This is a genomic window from Bosea sp. Tri-49 (genome assembly GCF_003952665.1).
Classification (GTDB): domain Bacteria; phylum Pseudomonadota; class Alphaproteobacteria; order Rhizobiales; family Beijerinckiaceae; genus Allobosea.
On the sequence record NZ_CP017946.1, the window covers coordinates 5,539,090 to 5,554,157 of the forward strand.

Here is a 15,068-nt window from a genome sequence, read left to right on the forward strand (position 1 = left end):
AGAAAGTTCCAAAAAATGGAACTTAAGTTGCAATAATAGGAACAATACTGTGGGCCGACAGTGAGTCAAGACGGTTTGTGTCGCGGAACGACTCTGCGGCTGCCCGAATCGTTCGCGCTGAAGGGGCGGAGAGCGGCAGAATCTGCCGGCCCTGATGGCCAAAAAGGCGTCAATACTTGTGATGTCGTACGATCTCGCCAGACGAGCGGTTTACCGTGCAATCCTCCGGCAAGCTCCCGGATTCATAGCTGGATGGGATGCTCCAAATTTTGGAGCCGCCTCCAAAAGTGGGAGGCTTGTGCAATCAAGAACTCACTCTTTAAGTCAGATTTTTCAATGGTTTGTCTTGTGGCACAGGGGTTGCTGAGGCGGCGCGCTAACTGGCTGGAGCGCAGCAGGCATGAACTGGCAGGCAATCGTCGATTTCGACGGGACGATTTCACGCGAGGATACGACCGACCGGGTCCTGCAGCGCTTCGCGGAGCCGGGCTGGGAGGAGATCGAGGCGGATTGGGTCGCCGGGCGGATCGGCTCGCGTGAGTGCATGGAACGCCAGGTCGCCCTGCTGCACGCTTCGCCGGATGTGTTCGACACCTTCGTGTCGTCGCTCGCGATCGACTGGGGCTTTGCCGCCTTCGTCCGGCTGTGCCAGCGCGCTGCGATCCCGGTAACCGTCGTCTCGGACGGACTCGATCGCACCATTCATGCGCTGCTGGGACGGGCCGGCCTGAGCGGCCTCACCGTCGTCGCCAATCATATCGAGCCGTTGCCGGGCGATTGCTGGCGGTTGACCTCGCCGCATGCCGACCCCTCCGGCGGCTGCGCCAGCGGCACCTGCAAATGCCGCGTCGCCAGCAGCCTGAGCCGGCCGCTGACGCTGCTGGTCGGCGATGGCCGCTCGGATTTCTGCGTCGCCGGCCAGGCCGACCTCGTCTTCGCCAAGAACGGGCTGATCGCGCATTGCCGTGACAACGGCATTGGCCACCGCCCGTTCACCACCTTCTCCGAGGCCGTCGGCCTCCTCGAAACCCTGCTGTCGGACTCCGCGACGGAGCCGGCGACCCCCGCCCGCAAGGACATGATCAATGGATGACGGCTTCACCCTGCTCGACCGCGCCGAGCAGGTCGATCTTTCCGCGGCGCCTGCCGAGACACTCGCCGAAGAAGAGGCCCGCCTGCTCGCGCTCGAGGCCGAATACTGCTCGCATGGCGACACGGTCCACTACACGCAGTTCCCGAAGATCTTCTCGGGCTGCGAAGGCTCGTTCATGCTCGATGCGGCGGGCAACCGCTTCCTCGATCTGCAGATGTGGTACTCGGCCGTCAATTTCGGCTACGCCAATCCGCGCCTGAACAATGCGCTGAAGCGTCAGATCGACACGCTGCCGCAGGTGGCGAGCCAGTATCTGCACCGCGAGAAGATCGAGCTCGCGGCGATGATCGCGAAGGACGCGCAGCGCAAGTTCGGCGCCAAGGGGCGCGTTCACTTCAATGTCGGCGGCGCACAGGCGGTCGAGGACTCGCTCAAGCTCGTGCGCAACGCCAAGAACGGCAAGAGCCTGATGTTCGCCTTCGAGGGCGGCTATCACGGCCGCACGCTCGGCGCCTCGGCGATCACCTCGTCCTACCGCTATCGCCGCAGCTTCGGCCATTTCGGCGAGCGTGCGCATTTCGTCCCGTTCCCCTATCATTTCCGCGGTCCCAAGGGGATGAGCAAGGAAGAATACGGGCATCACTGCGTGCAGCAGTTCGCCCGGCTGTTCGAGAGCGAGTACAACGGCGTTTGGGATCCGAAGGTCCGCGAGGCCGAGTACGCCGCCTTCTATGTCGAGCCGCTGCAGGGCACGGGCGGCTACGTCATCCCGCCGCCGAACTTCTTCATCGAGCTCAAGAAGGTGCTCGACCAGCACGGCATCCTGCTGGTCGTCGACGAGATCCAGATGGGCTTCTTCCGGACGGGCAAGCTCTGGTCGATCGAGCATTTCGGCGTGCAGCCGGACGTGATCGTCTTCGGCAAGGCGGTAACCAACGGGCTGAACCCGCTCTCCGGCATCTGGGCCAAGGAAGAGCTGATCAACCCGACAGTCTTCCCGCCCGGCTCGACCCATTCGACCTTCAACGCCAACCCGCTCGGCACCGCGGTCGCGCTCGAGGCGATGAAGATGATGGAGGAAGAGGACTACGAGACCATGGTCATGGCCAAGGGCGCGTATTTCCTCGAGGGCCTGAAGGGGCTGGAGCGCCGCCACAAGATCGTCGGCGAGGTCGACGGGCTCGGCATGGCGCTGCGGATCGAGATATGCGAGCCGCATGACAGCTTCACTCCGTCGAAGCGGCTGGTCGACCTGATGTGCGACGAGGGCATGAAGGCCGACCTCGAAGTCGGCGGCAAGCGCTACGGCCTCGTGCTCGACATTGGCGGCTACTACAAGAACGTCATCACCCTCGCGCCGGCATTGACCATGAGCTATGCCGAGATCGACCTCGCGATCGAGCTGCTCGACCAGCTCTTCGCCCGCGTCGCCAGCGCCTGAGCGGAGACGGGCCTTGCGCCTGCGCGTGATCGATCTCGACGGCAGCGTGGCGGCGCAGGAGCCGCTGCGCCGGCATATCGACGCCGGTACCGCCGCCTTTATCGAGGCCGCCGACCTCGCCGGCGCCCTGCGCATCGTCGCGGGCCGCCGGGCGAAGGCTGAGCTGCTCGAGCGACTCGGTCGCGGCGACGGCGAAGGCGAGGGAGCGCCTGTCTTCTTCTACGGCTCGGGCGATTTCCATCACATGACCTCGGTCCTGCTCAACCGCATCGAGGAGCCGGTCACGGTCGTGCATTTCGACAACCATCCCGATTGGGTCAGCTTTCCCGCGACGATGAATTGCGGCGCTTGGGTCAACCGGGCGCTGGAGCTGCCGCAGGTGCGCAAGGTCGTGACGATCGGCCCATGCAGTGACGATCTCGTGCGGCCGGAATGGCAGTTCGCCAATCTGAGGGCCGTGGCGGAAGGGCGGATCGCGCTCTATCCTTGGCGGCATGCGCCGTCCCGGGTCTGGGGCCGCTATGGCAAGGCCGACAGCTTCCGCCAGCAGGGCGGCCATCTGCACTGGCGCAACCTTGCCGAGGTGGATTGGTTGGACTTCCTCGACGAGCTGATCGCTGCGATCCCGACCGCGTCTGTCTGGCTGACGATCGACAAGGATGTGCTCGCGCCGGCCGACGCCTGCACCAATTGGGACCAGGGCGAACTGCCCCTCGCTCATCTGTTGGCGGCGGTCGAACGGCTGGCGGGCGAGCGCCGGATCGTCGGCGTCGATGTCTGCGGCGACTGGTCGGAGCCGCGCTTCACTGATCCGTTCCGCGCGACGCTGGCCTATTTCGACCATCCGCCGCGCTTCACGCCGACGCCCGAGCAGCTCGCGATCAACGCGCGCGTCAATGCGAGCCTGATCGATTGCTTCCAGCGAGTGCTGTCATGAGCACCACCATCATCCTCTGGTTCGTGCTGTCGGTCGTCTGCGACGTCGCCGGCCAGATCTGCTTCAAGATCGGCGCCGACAGGTTGCCGCAAGGCGCCGATTTCCGCGCCACGGCCGCAGCGATGGCGCGCTGCGGCTGGGTCACGGCCGGCATCGCAACCTATGTCGCCGAGTTCTTCATTTGGCTGCGCATCCTCGCCGAAGTGCCGCTCTCGATCGCCTTCCCGATCGCCAGCGCCAACTTCCTCGCCATCACCCTGGCCAGCGCCGTCTTCCTCGGCGAGCGCGTCGGCCGGCGGCAATGGCTCGGCTCTTTCCTGATCACCTGCGGCGTCATCATCGTCGCCAGAACAGCCTGACGGACATGTTCCGATGACCATGCGCGATTTCAGCGTCCGCCTCGCCGGCGACCGGACCGGCTTCCTGCTCATCCACGGCCTCGGCGGCACGCCGACCGAGTTGCGTTTCGTCGCCCGGGCGCTGCACCGCGCCGGCCACACCGTGCATTGCCCGCAGCTCGCCGGGCATTGCGCCGGCGAAGCCGAGATCCTCGCCACCGGCTGGCGCGACTGGGCGGGAAGCGTCTTCGACGAGCTCGCGCGCATGCGCGAGATCTGCGACACGGTGATCGTCGGCGGGCTCTCGATGGGGGCGGTGCTGGCGATGCATGTCGCGGCCCAGCGCCCGAGAGAGGTCGACGGGCTCGCGCTCTATGCCCCGACCTTCTGGTACGATGGCTGGTCGATCCCGCGCTACGCCTTCCTGCTGCGCTGGTTCATCAACACGCCGTTCGGGCGGCGCTACCGCTTCGTCGAGCGTGAGCCCTACGGGCTGAAGGACACGCGCACCCGCGCTCTGGTCGTCTCGTCGCTGGCGAGCGGCGACAGCTCGGAGGCCGGCCTGCTCGGCACGCCATCGGGCTCGCTGAAAGAGATGTGGGATCTGATCGCGGTCACCCGCCGCGAGCTGTCCCAGGTCAAATGCCCGGCCCTGCTGGTCCATCCGCGCGACGATGATATCGCCGACCTCAAGAACGCCTTCGAGATCCAGCGCAAGCTCGGCGGTCTGGTCGATGCGGTGATCCTCGACGACAGCTATCACCTCGTCACCATCGACCAGCAGCATGAGATCGTGATCGAACGCTCGCTGGCGCTGGCCGCCCGGCTGGCCAAGGCCCGCATGCCGGCTCTGCAGATCGTGGCGGCGGAATGAGCACGGTCCGGGCCCGCATCCTGGCTGATATCATGGGGGTCTCACCCGCCGACTGGGACGTCTGCCTGCCGGGCGAGGCCGAGTGCCATACCTATTACAGCGCCTGCGACGCGGTTGCGGCGGAGACCGGCATCGGCCTGCGCATGGCGGCAGCCATTGCCGAGGAGGGCGATGAGGTCGTCGCGGTGGCGCCATTCTTCCGGCTGAAGTACCGGCTCGACACGCCGCTGCAAGGTAAACTCAGGAGTTTCGGCGACGCGCTGCACCGGCTCGCGCCGGGACTGGTCACGCTGAAGGTGCTTTGCATCGGCTCGCCTTATGCCGAGCGCTGCCATCTCGGTTTCTCGCCGAAACTCGACAGCGCCAGGCGCCTTGCGGCTTTCCAGGCGCTTTCCGCCGCGCTGGAGCGGCAGGCGGCTGAGGAGGGAGCGCATCTGGTGGTCTGGAAGGACCTGGCGCCGGCCGAGGAAGAAGGCGTTGGTGGGGCCTTGAAGCAGGCCGGTTTCGCCCGGCTCGGCAGCCTGCCGATCGCGCTGCTCGACCTGCCTTTCGCCGACGAGGCCGCCTATCTCGCCTCGCTCTCGGCTGCGACGCGCAAGGACATCAAGCGCAAGCTCGCCAAGGCGGGGGAGGTGCGCGTCACATTCCACACCGACATCACCAAACTGGAGACTGAGATCACCGATCTCTACGAGGCGACGCGGGCGCAGAGCGGGCTCGATTATGGCGAACTCGAAGTGCTGCCGCCCGGCTATTTCGGTGCAGTCTCGCATGCGCTCGGCGAGCGGGCGGTCTTCGCGCTCTACTGGATCGGTGAGGAATTGGCGGCCTTCAATCTGCTCCTGGTTGAACCTGACCGGGTGATCGATAAGTTCCTGGGCATGCGCTACCCGCTGGCCCGCGAGCACAATCTCTACGCTGTGAGCTGGATGGCGAATGTCCGCTTTTGCCTCGATCGCGGCATCCACAAGCTCCAGAGTGGCCAGACGGCCTATGCCTCGAAGCTGCGCTTCGGCAGCCGGCTGGTACCCTCGACCCTGCATGTCCGGCACCGGCTCGCGCCGCTGCAATGGGCGTTGCGTTCCCTGAGCCCTTGGCTCGGCTTCGAGCGCTTCGATCCCGATCTTGCCGTAATCGCCCGAAAGAAGGCCGCATGAGCAGCCTCTCGCCACCGGCAAGCAATTCGTGGGCGCGCCAGCTCGCGATCTGGCTCGCCTTCATCGTGCTCGACACCGGTACGCAGCTCGCCTTCAAATGGGGCGCTGACGGCATCGGCGACATGGAGTTCGGCCTCGCCATGATGGCGAAGGCGGTCTCGCTGCCGGGCGTCTGGTTCGCGACGCTCGGCTATATCGGCACCTTCGTCGTCTGGATGGCGATCCTACGCGACATGCCGCTCAGCCGCGCCTTCCCGATGACGGGGCTGGTTTATGTCACAGTTCCGCTGCTGGCCTGGCTCACCTTCGGCGAGCAGATCGACCTGGTTCGTGCAGGAGGAATCGCATTGATCATCGCAGGCGTCATCCTGCTCGGGAGCGACGAATGATGCGCGGGATTGGTCTGGCCTCGGTGCTCGCGACGGCGCTCGTGACAGTGCTGCCGGCGCTCGCCGATCCGATTGGCGACGTGGTCGGGCGCTGGCGCGATTCCGACGGGGAATCGGAGATCGCGATCAGCCGTTGCGGCGCGGCGCTGTGCGGCAAGATCGTCTGGCTGAAAGAGGCACGCTTCGACATCTTCAATCCCGATGAGAACCTGCGGAAGCGCTCGCTGCTCGGACTGCAGGTGCTCTCCGGCTTCAAGCCGGCGGCGAAGGGGGCGCTGGAAGGCGAGGGCTACAATCCCGCCGACGGCAAGACCTACCGGACCACACTCGAACTGAAGTCGTCTCGAAGCCTTGTCATGCGTGGCTGCGTGCTCGGCGGCCTGATCTGCGACGACGATACCTGGTCGCGGCAACCATGACGTCGACCTGCGGTCGGAGCTGAATGGAACGGGTCCCGGCATGTCGATAAGGATGACATCGCTCAGGTTCAGGCTGGTGATCGGCTTCATGCTGGTCAGCGTGCCGGCGATGCTGGCCTCCGCCTATATCGCGGCCAGGCTGATTTCGGACGCCTTCGAGGAGAATGTCGAGCAGTGGCTCGGCGAGACCTCGCGCTTCTTTGCGCTCGAGATTGCCGAGGCGACGCAGGAAGCACAACGCGTCGCCGGCGTGATCGGACACCGCCTCGAGCAGGCGGCCGACGAGCACAAGATGCAGCGCACCGTCGAGCGTGAGTTCGCAGTGTTGAGTTCGGTCGGCTACGACCTGATCGCGATCTATCGTCCGGGCGGCGACATCCTGTTCAAGACCCGCGATTTCAGCAGCGTCAGTCCGTTGCCCGCCGAAACCGGCCTCGGCCTGTTCAGGATCGAGACGGATGGTAAGCGCTGGATCATGGCGGGCGCCGTCCAGGCCATGCAGATCGGCGGCCAGCCGGCCAACATCCTGGTCGGGACCTGGCTCGATGAAGGCTCCTTCGGCGGCATCAAGGTGGTGACCTCCCTGGAGATCCGGCTCTTCGCGCTCTTCAACAAGCAGCTCGAACTGGTGATGCAGACCCACCCCGACCGCACGACTGCGGTGCCGGACGGTATACGGGCGAAGCTCGAAGCCGGCGAGGAGGTCGTCTTCGAGCCGGCTGCGGATGGCGGCGCCTATCGCGCCGTCTATTCGGGCCTGCGCGGCATCGATGGCGAGCTCGCTGCGATCAGCTTCATTGGCATGCGCAGCGAGGCGGGGTTCTTCGAGCAGCTCGGCCGGGAAAGCCTGTTCCTCGGCATCTTCCTGCTCGGCAGCGCGATCTCGATCGTCGTCGGCATCCTGACGTCGGATCTGCTGGTGCGACCCCTGCGCGCATTGACACAGGGCGTTCGTGCGATCTCGGCAGGGGATTTCGGTCAGCGCGTCTCGGCGGGCGGTGGGCGCGAGATCGTCGAGCTCGCTGCTGGCTTCAACGGCATGGCCGAGCAGCTCGGCAAGCTGCAAGACCTCGAGACGGAGCTCAGGCGAAAGGACCGGCTGTCGGCCCTCGGCCAGGCGGCGATGGTGATCGCCCATGAGGTGCGCAATCCGCTGGGGATCATCAAGACCTCGACAGAAGTCGTCCGCAACCGCGCCAAGCTCGGCGGCGCGGAAGAGAAGATGCTGGGCTATGTCATCGACGAGGTGCGTCGCATCGAGACCTTGGTGCGCGACTTCCTCGACTTCGCGCAACCCAAGCCGCCGGTGAAGGTCGAGTTGCCCTTCCGTGCGGTGATCGATCGTGTCGCGGCGATCGCGGCCCCGGAGTTCGGCCGCCAGAAGATCCGGCTGGCGATCGAGGACCGCAGCAATGGTGCGACCGTCCTCGGCGACCCCGACCAGCTGTACCAGGCCTGCCTGAACCTCATCCTCAATGCGATCGACGCCATGCCCGACGGAGGCATGATCCAGGCGACCGTGAGCGCCACTGGCGAGACCGTCTCGCTCACCATCCGAGATGAGGGGGCAGGCGTGCCGGAGGCGATCCACCACGAGATATTCAACCCCTTCTTCACCACCAAGGCCAAGGGCACCGGGCTCGGGCTCGCCAAGGTTCAGGCCGTGGCCGAGGCTCATGGCGGCAGTACCTCTTGTGTCTGCGAGCCGGGGCGGGGCGCCGCCTTCGCCATCACGCTCCCGCGGGTGAAACCGGGAGTGGCGGCATGAGCCAGTCCATCCTGGTGGTCGACGACGAGGTACGGCTTGCCGACGTGCTGGCGGCGGCGTTGGAGGACCTCGGTTACCGCGCGACCGCCGTGCACAGCGCGCGTGCCGCGCTCGCCGAGCTCGAACAGGCGCGCTTCGATCTTGTCCTGACAGATCTGAGGCTGCCGGTGATGGATGGTCGGGCGCTGCTGCGCGAGGTCCGCAGCCGCTGGCCGGAGGTCCCGGTCATCATCATCACCGCTTTTGCGGCGGTGCGCGATGCGGTCGACCTGGTCAAGGAGGGCGCCTTCGATTACATCGCCAAGCCCTTCGAGATCGACGATGTTTCGGCCACGATCAGGCGGGCGCTGCGCCTTGCCGATGTCGTGCGCGACAATGAGCGGCTGCGCAGCGAGCTCGAAGGCCGCTACAGCTTCGATACGCTGATCGGCAACAGCGCCGCCTTCCGCCGTGTGATCGAGCAGGTCACGGAGGTCTGCGAGACGAAGGCGACGGTGCTGCTCAATGGCGAGAGCGGCACCGGCAAGGAGCTGGTCGCTCGCGCGATCCATTTCAACAGCCCGCGACGCGACAAACCCTTCATCGCCGTCAATTGCACGGCGATCCCCGAAGCCCTGCTGGAGAGTGAACTCTTTGGCCATGTCAAAGGCGCCTTCACCGGGGCACTCGCCAACCGGATCGGCCGTTTCGCTGCTGCCGATGGTGGTACGCTCTTCCTGGACGAGATCGGCGACATGGCCCTGCCGATCCAGGCCAAGCTCCTGCGCGTGATCCAGGAGCGCAGCTTCGAGCCGGTCGGTGCGACCCGCACGCAGACGGTCGACGTCCGCCTGATCGCGGCGACGCACCGCGACATGCGCGAGGCCGTCGACGCAGGCAGCTTTCGCGAGGATCTATTCTACCGACTCAACGTCTTCCCGATCCTGCTGCCGCCGCTACGCGATCGCGCCGACGATATTCCGCTGTTGTCCTCGCATTTCCTGGCCGAGCTGGCGGAGGGGATGGGCAAGCGTGCGAGTGGCTTCTCGCCGGCAGCCATGGTCGCCATGACCGCCTATGACTGGCCGGGAAACATCCGGGAACTGCACAACTGCATCGAGCGGGCAGTGATCGTCACAAAGACGCAAACGATCGATGCCACTGATCTGCCGCAGGATCTGTTCAGCGGCAACCGCCGGACCGAGCGGGACGGGCTGCCGCGCGATCTCGACGCCGAGCTCGAGCGGATCGAACGCGATTTCATCATCGAGGCGCTCAGGCGCAGTGACGGCGTGCAGGTCAGGGCTGCGAAATTGCTAGGCATCGCCGAGAGAAGCCTTTGGCATCGGATCAAGAAACTCGGTATCAAGCTGGGCCGCGCGATCGCGGATTGACGACGGGACACTGCTTTCCATGCCTGCCTTTCCACGTCCCGAACGCCCTCGCCGCAGCCTGCGTCGTCGGCCCGTCGCCTTGGCCGGGACTGCGGCTCTGCTTGCCCTTGCCAGCGGAACTGCGCTGGCGAACGACGATGACAAGCGCGCTGTGACGGACCCGGCCCCGGCGAAGGGCTGGATCATCACGCTGGGCGGCTCCTTCGAGATGGGCCCGAAATATGACGGGGCACGCTCGGTCGGCCCGTCCTTCATGCCGTCGATTTCCTGGCGTCGGGCTGGCGAAGAGGCCGGCTTCAGTGCGCCCGATGACGGCCTCGACTTTGCGCTCTACGAGACCGATCGTTTCAGCGTCGGTGTCGTCGGCAGCTATCGTGCCGGTCGATATGCGAGCTCTAATCCTAGGCTCTTCGGCCTGCGTGACGTGCCCTGGACGATCGAGGCGGGCGCCTTTGCCGAGTATTGGGTGGTCCCCGACCGGCTGCGCACCCGCATCGAGGTTCGCCAGGGCTTCAACGGTCATCATGGCGTCGTTGCCGATCTCTCGGCCGATTGGGTAGAGCGCTTTGGCAGCTTCACCTTCGCCGTCGGCCCGCGCCTGTCGCTGGCGAGCGCTCCGTTCATGCGCCGCCAGTTCGGCGTCCTGCCCTATGAGGCCACGCTCAACGGCCTGATCACTCCCTACAAGCCCGGCGGCGGCGCCAAGTCGGTTGGTCTCGCTTCATCGCTGGAATATGCGTGGTCGCCGAGCTTCTCCACGACCTTGTTCGCACGCTATGACCGATTGATCGGCGAAGCCGCCAAGTCTCCGCTGGTGGACACGATCGGCCAGCGCAACCAGTTCTCGGTCGGTGTCGGCGTCAGCTATTCCTTCAACGTCGGCGGCTGAAGGCGACAAGCGGAAGCTCAGGGCACCAGGATCACGCCCGAGCTGGCGAAGGAGAGCCAGACCGGTGTGCCCGGGGCGAGCATGTCGTCGACATCATGGCTGATGACGAAGAGCTCGCCGACGGCGGTCTCGATCATCAGGTCGAGATGGTTGCCGAGATAGGCGCATTTGCTGACCTTGCCGGGCAGGGCGCCCTGGCTCTCATGACGCGAGACCAGGAGGCTCTGCGGCCTGATCGCCGCCTTGGCCGGCCCAGGCTGCAGGCCGCGCGCCGCCAATGAGACGCTCGCCGGGCCGATCGCGACCGCCGCGCGCCCGTCCGCGACCGATTTCACGGTGACGTCGACCATGTTGGCATCGCCGATGAAATCGGCGACGAAGGCGTCGGCCGGCTCCTCATAGAGCTGGCGCGGCGTGCCTTCCTGGGCGATGCGGGAATTCGACATCACGATGATGCGGTCGGAGACGGCGAGGGCTTCCTCCTGGTCGTGCGTGACATAGGCGACGGTGAGGTTGAGCGTCTGCTGCAGCTCGCGGATTTCCTCGCGCACGCGCCGGCGCAGTTTGGCATCGAGATTGGAGAGTGGCTCGTCGAAGAGCAGGACCTGCGGCTCCAGTACCAGCGCGCGGGCGACGGCGACGCGCTGCTGCTGGCCGCCTGACAACTCTGAGGGGTAGCGCTTTTCGAAGCCCTTGAGGCCGACGAGCGCCAGCTTCTCCAGCGCCATCTCCCGGGCCTTGGCCTTGGGCAGGCCCTTCACCGTCGGGCCATAGGCGGCGTTGTCGAGGACGTTCATATGCGGAAAGAGCGCATAGGACTGGAAGACCATGCTGACATCGCGGTCGGCGGCGGACAGCCTGGTGACATCCTTGCCACCGATCAGAATCTCGCCCTCGCTGGCGATCTCGAGTCCGGCGATCATCCGCAGCGTCGTGGTCTTGCCGCAGCCGGATGGGCCCAGCAGCGTCACCAGCTTGCCGGCCTCGACCGTGAAGCTGACATTGTCGACCGCCGTCACCGCGCCGTAGCGCATGCTGACATTGCGGAATTCGACGGAGGCGAGGCCGGCCTTGGACATGGAAGCGCTTATCCTTGTTTGATCGGCTCGGCGGCGGAGGAGGCGAGGGCGGGCGTGCCGCGTCGGCCGAGCTTGCGCTCGCCGACGCCGAGCTGGATCAAGCTGATGCCGATCGCCATGACCACGATCAGCACCGAGGAATAGGCGATGGCGAGGCCGAACTCGCCGGCCTCGACCCGGCCGACGATATAGGCGGTGGCGAGGTTGTACTCGGCCGAGACAAGGAAGATCACGGCGCTGACCGTCGTCATGCTGCGCACGAAGCTGTAGACGAGTGCCGCGACGAGCGCTGGGCGTAGCAATGGCAGCACCACCCGCCAGAGCGTGGTGAAGCTGCGGGCCGAGAGCGTGGCCGAGGCCTCGTCGAGGCTCTTGTCGATCTGCGACAGGCCGGCGATGCCGGAGCGCACCCCGACCGGCATGTTGCGGAAGACGAAGGCGATCACGAGGATGAGGCCGGTGCCGGTGATCTCGACCGGCGGCACGTTGAAGGCGAGGATATAGGCGACGCCGAGCACCGTGCCGGGAATGGCGAAGCTCAGCATGGTGGCGAATTCGAGCGCGCCGCGCCCTGCGAAGCGCTGACGCGTCAGCAGATAGGCGGTGAGCAGGCCGATGGTGGCGGTCAGCGGCGCCGAGATCGCCGCGAGCTTCAGCGTGGTGAAGAAGGACGGCCAGGCCGAGCCGTCGAAATAAAGACCGCGGCTGAAATCGATCGAGAAGCCAGTGATGTAGTGCTGCAGCGTTGGGGTGTGGTCACGGCCCATCGTCTTTACGAAGCCGCCCATCAGGATGACGACGTAGATCACTGCGGTCAAAGCCACCCAGGGGCCGATGACGAGGGCCGAGATCCAGGTGATGCGGCGTGGCAACGGCGTCGGCAAGCCGGAATCGCCCTTGCCGGTGACGGTCGTATAGGACTTGCTTCCAAGCCAGTATTGCTGGGCCCAGAAGGCGGCGAGCGTGAAGCCGAGCAGCACGACGGCGAGCACCGCCGCCTGGCCCTGATTATGCGCGGCACCGACGACCGCGAAGAAGATCTTGGTCGAGAGAACCTCGAAGTTGCCGCCGAGCACCAGCGGGTTGCCGAAATCGGCCATGCTCTCGACGAAGCCGAGCAGGAAGGCATTGGCGAGGCCGGGCCGCAGCAGCGGCCAAGTCACGGTGCGGAACGTAGTCCAACGCTTGGCGCCGAGCGTCTGCGACGCCTCCTCCAGGCTCGGCGCGATGCCTTGCACGACGCCGATCAGCACGAGGAAGGCGATCGGTGCGAAGGCGAGCACCTGGGCGAGCAGAACGCCCGGCAGGCCGTAGATCCAGCGTGAGCGCGGCACGCCGAACCAGTCGAACAGGAATGTCGAGAACAGCCCAGAGCGGCCGAAGAGCAGGATCAGCGCCAGGCCGATGACGAAAGGCGGCGTGATGATCGGCAGCACCGTCAGCAGGCGCATGGCGCGCTTGCCCGGCATGCCGGTGCGCAGGATCAGCAGCGCGCAGGCGAGGCCGAGCAGGGTGGTGATGACGCCTGTCAGCACCGCCAGGATAAGCGTGTTCCAGGCGACGCCGCAATTGGTGTTGGCGCTGAGGCAACCCAGACCCCAGATCGTCGGGCTGAAAAAGCGCTCGACGAACTCGCCGAGCACGAGGTTCCCGGACTGGTCGACGAGCGCGCTGCGCAGGATCGTCGAGACCGGCAGGAAGATGAACAATGCGATCAGCATGATGACGATGCCGACCGAGGACGTCGTGAAGATGTCGCCACGGCAGAGGCCGCGATAGGCCAGGCCGTGGCAGAGCAGCAGCAGCAGCGAGACAAGCGTCACCAGCGCGCCGAAACCCATGCCGGGCTGGGCGGCGCTGGCCCCGCCGAGCAGGGCAGCCAGCGTCGGCATGCCCTGATCTTTCAGCGTGATAGCAAAGCCCTGAGCGAAGAAGACGACGAGACCGGCAAGGCCGATCCAGGCGAGGAGCTTGCCTGTCCCGGTATTCTCCTGCCGGGCGGCGAGCAGGCTGGCGAGGACGAGGGCGATGCCGATCGGCAGCAGCCAGGGCGCCGCTCCCGAGAGTGCGAGAGCGAGCGCCGTGCCGCTCTTGCCGAACGGGTACCCGGCGAGGCTCATCCCCTCGGGCAGATACCAGGGGATGAGCACATAGCCGAGCCAGCCGGCCAGCAGCGCAAGCCTCGTCGCGGGACGCATCGTCTCTCGCCTCTCGTCTCGGATGGCCGCGATCAGTCTGCGATTACTCGGGTGCTCACTTGGGGAGCGCCTTGATCTCCTTGTCCCACTTCGTCAGCAGGCGAACGCGCTCAGCCGATGAGCCGTATTTGACGAAGTCGTAGTTGATCAGCTTCATCTCCGACATCTTCGGCGCCTGGGCCGGGACAGGCGCGTTCTTGTTCGAAGGCACCTGATAGGATTTCGCTGGCGCCGCCAGCGCCTGCGCCGCCGGGGTCAGGGCCCAGTCATAGAACTTCTTGGCGTTGTCGAGATTGCGCGCGCCCTTGACGATCGACATCGAGCCGATCTCGTAGCCGGTGCCCTCGCAAGGGGCGACGGCCTTGATCGGGTCGCCCTGCACGGCGAAGACGACGGCGTCGTGGATGAAGACGATGCCGACGGCGGTCTCGCCGAGGCTCGCCGCCTTGGCCGGCGCGGCGCCCGATTTGGTGTACTGGCTGACGTTCTTGTGCAGGGCGCGCAGATAGTCGAAGCCCTTGTCCTCGCCCATGAGCTGGACGACGGTCGCGAGCAGGTTATAGGCGGTGCCCGACGAGTTCGGGTCAGCGACCTGGACGTCGTCCTTCAGCTTGGGGTCGAGCAGGTCGGCCCAGCATTTCGGCTCGTTCAGGCCCTTGGCCTTGATCTGCTGGGTGTTGTAGCCAAAGCCGAGCGCACCGGCATAAATGCCCATCGAGCGCTTTTTGGCGGCGTTCCACTGCGCCAGCGCCCAGTCGTGCATGTCCTTGTTGGCGGGCGATTCATATTCCTGCGTCAGGCCTTCCTCGGCCGCCTGCAGATGCGGGTCGCCGGTACCGCCCCACCAGATGTCGCCGCGCGGGTTCGAGGATTCCGCCTTGAGCTGGGCATATATCTCGCCGGCCGATTTGCGGGTCATCGCGACCTTGATGCCGGTTTCCTTCTCGAAGGCGCCGCTCATGGCGCGGCACCATTCCTCCTGCACGCCGCAATACATGACGAGCGAGCCCTGGGCCTGGGCCGGAGCGGTGGCGAAAACAGCTCCGGTGGCCGCGGCCGCGAATAGTCCGGCGCGAAGCCGGTTCAATGACAGCATGTCTTCCTCCCGATGTC

Annotated in this window: 14 protein-coding genes; 11 read left to right on the forward strand and 3 right to left on the reverse strand. The window is 65.8% G+C overall.

Annotated elements, in window-relative coordinates:
- Positions 1–400 precede the first annotated feature (400 nt).
- From BLM15_RS26700 to BLM15_RS26750, 11 genes are read left to right on the forward strand one after another with little or no spacing between them, the layout of a single operon-like run.
- Positions 401–1,093, forward strand: a complete 693-nt coding sequence (locus tag BLM15_RS26700) for an MtnX-like HAD-IB family phosphatase (protein ID WP_126115584.1) — start codon at positions 401–403, stop codon at positions 1,091–1,093.
- Positions 1,086–2,534: an aspartate aminotransferase family protein gene (locus tag BLM15_RS26705; RefSeq protein WP_126115585.1), complete on the forward strand. Its 1,449-nt coding sequence runs from the start codon at positions 1,086–1,088 to the stop codon at positions 2,532–2,534. Before BLM15_RS26700 ends, BLM15_RS26705 begins: the two co-directional genes overlap by 8 nt.
- Before the next feature lie 13 nt (positions 2,535–2,547).
- Positions 2,548–3,471: an arginase family protein gene (locus BLM15_RS26710; protein WP_126115586.1), complete on the forward strand. Its 924-nt coding sequence runs from the start codon at positions 2,548–2,550 to the stop codon at positions 3,469–3,471.
- Positions 3,468–3,830: an EamA family transporter gene (locus BLM15_RS26715; RefSeq protein ID WP_126115587.1), complete on the forward strand. Its 363-nt coding sequence runs from the start codon at positions 3,468–3,470 to the stop codon at positions 3,828–3,830. The genes BLM15_RS26710 and BLM15_RS26715 overlap by 4 nt, the downstream gene beginning before the upstream one ends.
- A gap of 13 nt (positions 3,831–3,843) precedes the next feature.
- The gene (locus BLM15_RS26720; RefSeq protein WP_206438578.1) at positions 3,844–4,683 is read left to right on the forward strand and encodes an alpha/beta hydrolase; all 840 of its coding nucleotides are present in this window, start codon (positions 3,844–3,846) and stop codon (positions 4,681–4,683) included.
- A complete protein-coding gene (locus BLM15_RS26725; RefSeq protein WP_126115588.1) occupies positions 4,680–5,840 on the forward strand; it encodes a GNAT family N-acetyltransferase in 1,161 nt (386 codons plus the stop codon). The genes BLM15_RS26720 and BLM15_RS26725 overlap by 4 nt, the downstream gene beginning before the upstream one ends.
- The gene (locus BLM15_RS26730) at positions 5,837–6,229 is read left to right on the forward strand and encodes an EamA family transporter (protein ID WP_164547653.1); all 393 of its coding nucleotides are present in this window, start codon (positions 5,837–5,839) and stop codon (positions 6,227–6,229) included. The genes BLM15_RS26725 and BLM15_RS26730 overlap by 4 nt, the downstream gene beginning before the upstream one ends.
- Entirely contained in the window at positions 6,226–6,648 is a 423-nt protein-coding gene (locus BLM15_RS26735; RefSeq protein WP_236846440.1) for a DUF2147 domain-containing protein, read from the forward strand. The genes BLM15_RS26730 and BLM15_RS26735 overlap by 4 nt, the downstream gene beginning before the upstream one ends.
- Before the next feature lie 52 nt (positions 6,649–6,700).
- Positions 6,701–8,416, forward strand: coding sequence for a sensor histidine kinase (locus tag BLM15_RS26740; protein WP_164547654.1), 1,716 nt, complete (start codon positions 6,701–6,703; stop codon positions 8,414–8,416).
- Positions 8,413–9,789 carry a sigma-54-dependent transcriptional regulator gene (locus tag BLM15_RS26745; RefSeq protein ID WP_126115591.1) on the forward strand — a complete coding sequence of 459 codons (1,377 nt, stop codon included), beginning with the start codon at positions 8,413–8,415 and terminating at the stop codon, positions 9,787–9,789. Before BLM15_RS26740 ends, BLM15_RS26745 begins: the two co-directional genes overlap by 4 nt.
- A 19-nt stretch (positions 9,790–9,808) precedes the next feature.
- Positions 9,809–10,678 (forward strand): MipA/OmpV family protein, encoded by an 870-nt coding sequence (locus BLM15_RS26750; RefSeq protein ID WP_126115592.1) that lies wholly within the window; start codon positions 9,809–9,811, stop codon positions 10,676–10,678.
- A 17-nt stretch (positions 10,679–10,695) separates the two neighbouring features.
- Here the strand turns inward: BLM15_RS26750 and BLM15_RS26755 are convergent, their stop codons facing one another.
- Genes BLM15_RS26755 through BLM15_RS26765 form a run of 3 tightly spaced genes read right to left on the reverse strand, consistent with a single transcriptional unit; the run spans position 10,696 to position 15,051 of the window.
- Entirely contained in the window at positions 10,696–11,757 is a 1,062-nt protein-coding gene (locus BLM15_RS26755; protein ID WP_126115593.1) for an ABC transporter ATP-binding protein, read from the reverse strand.
- A gap of 8 nt (positions 11,758–11,765) precedes the next feature.
- Positions 11,766–13,955, reverse strand: a complete 2,190-nt coding sequence (locus BLM15_RS26760) for an ABC transporter permease (protein ID WP_126115594.1) — start codon at positions 13,953–13,955, stop codon at positions 11,766–11,768.
- A 55-nt stretch (positions 13,956–14,010) separates the two neighbouring features.
- The gene (locus tag BLM15_RS26765; protein WP_126115595.1) at positions 14,011–15,051 is read right to left on the reverse strand and encodes an ABC transporter substrate-binding protein; all 1,041 of its coding nucleotides are present in this window, start codon (positions 15,049–15,051) and stop codon (positions 14,011–14,013) included.
- Positions 15,052–15,068: the final 17 nt, after the last annotated feature.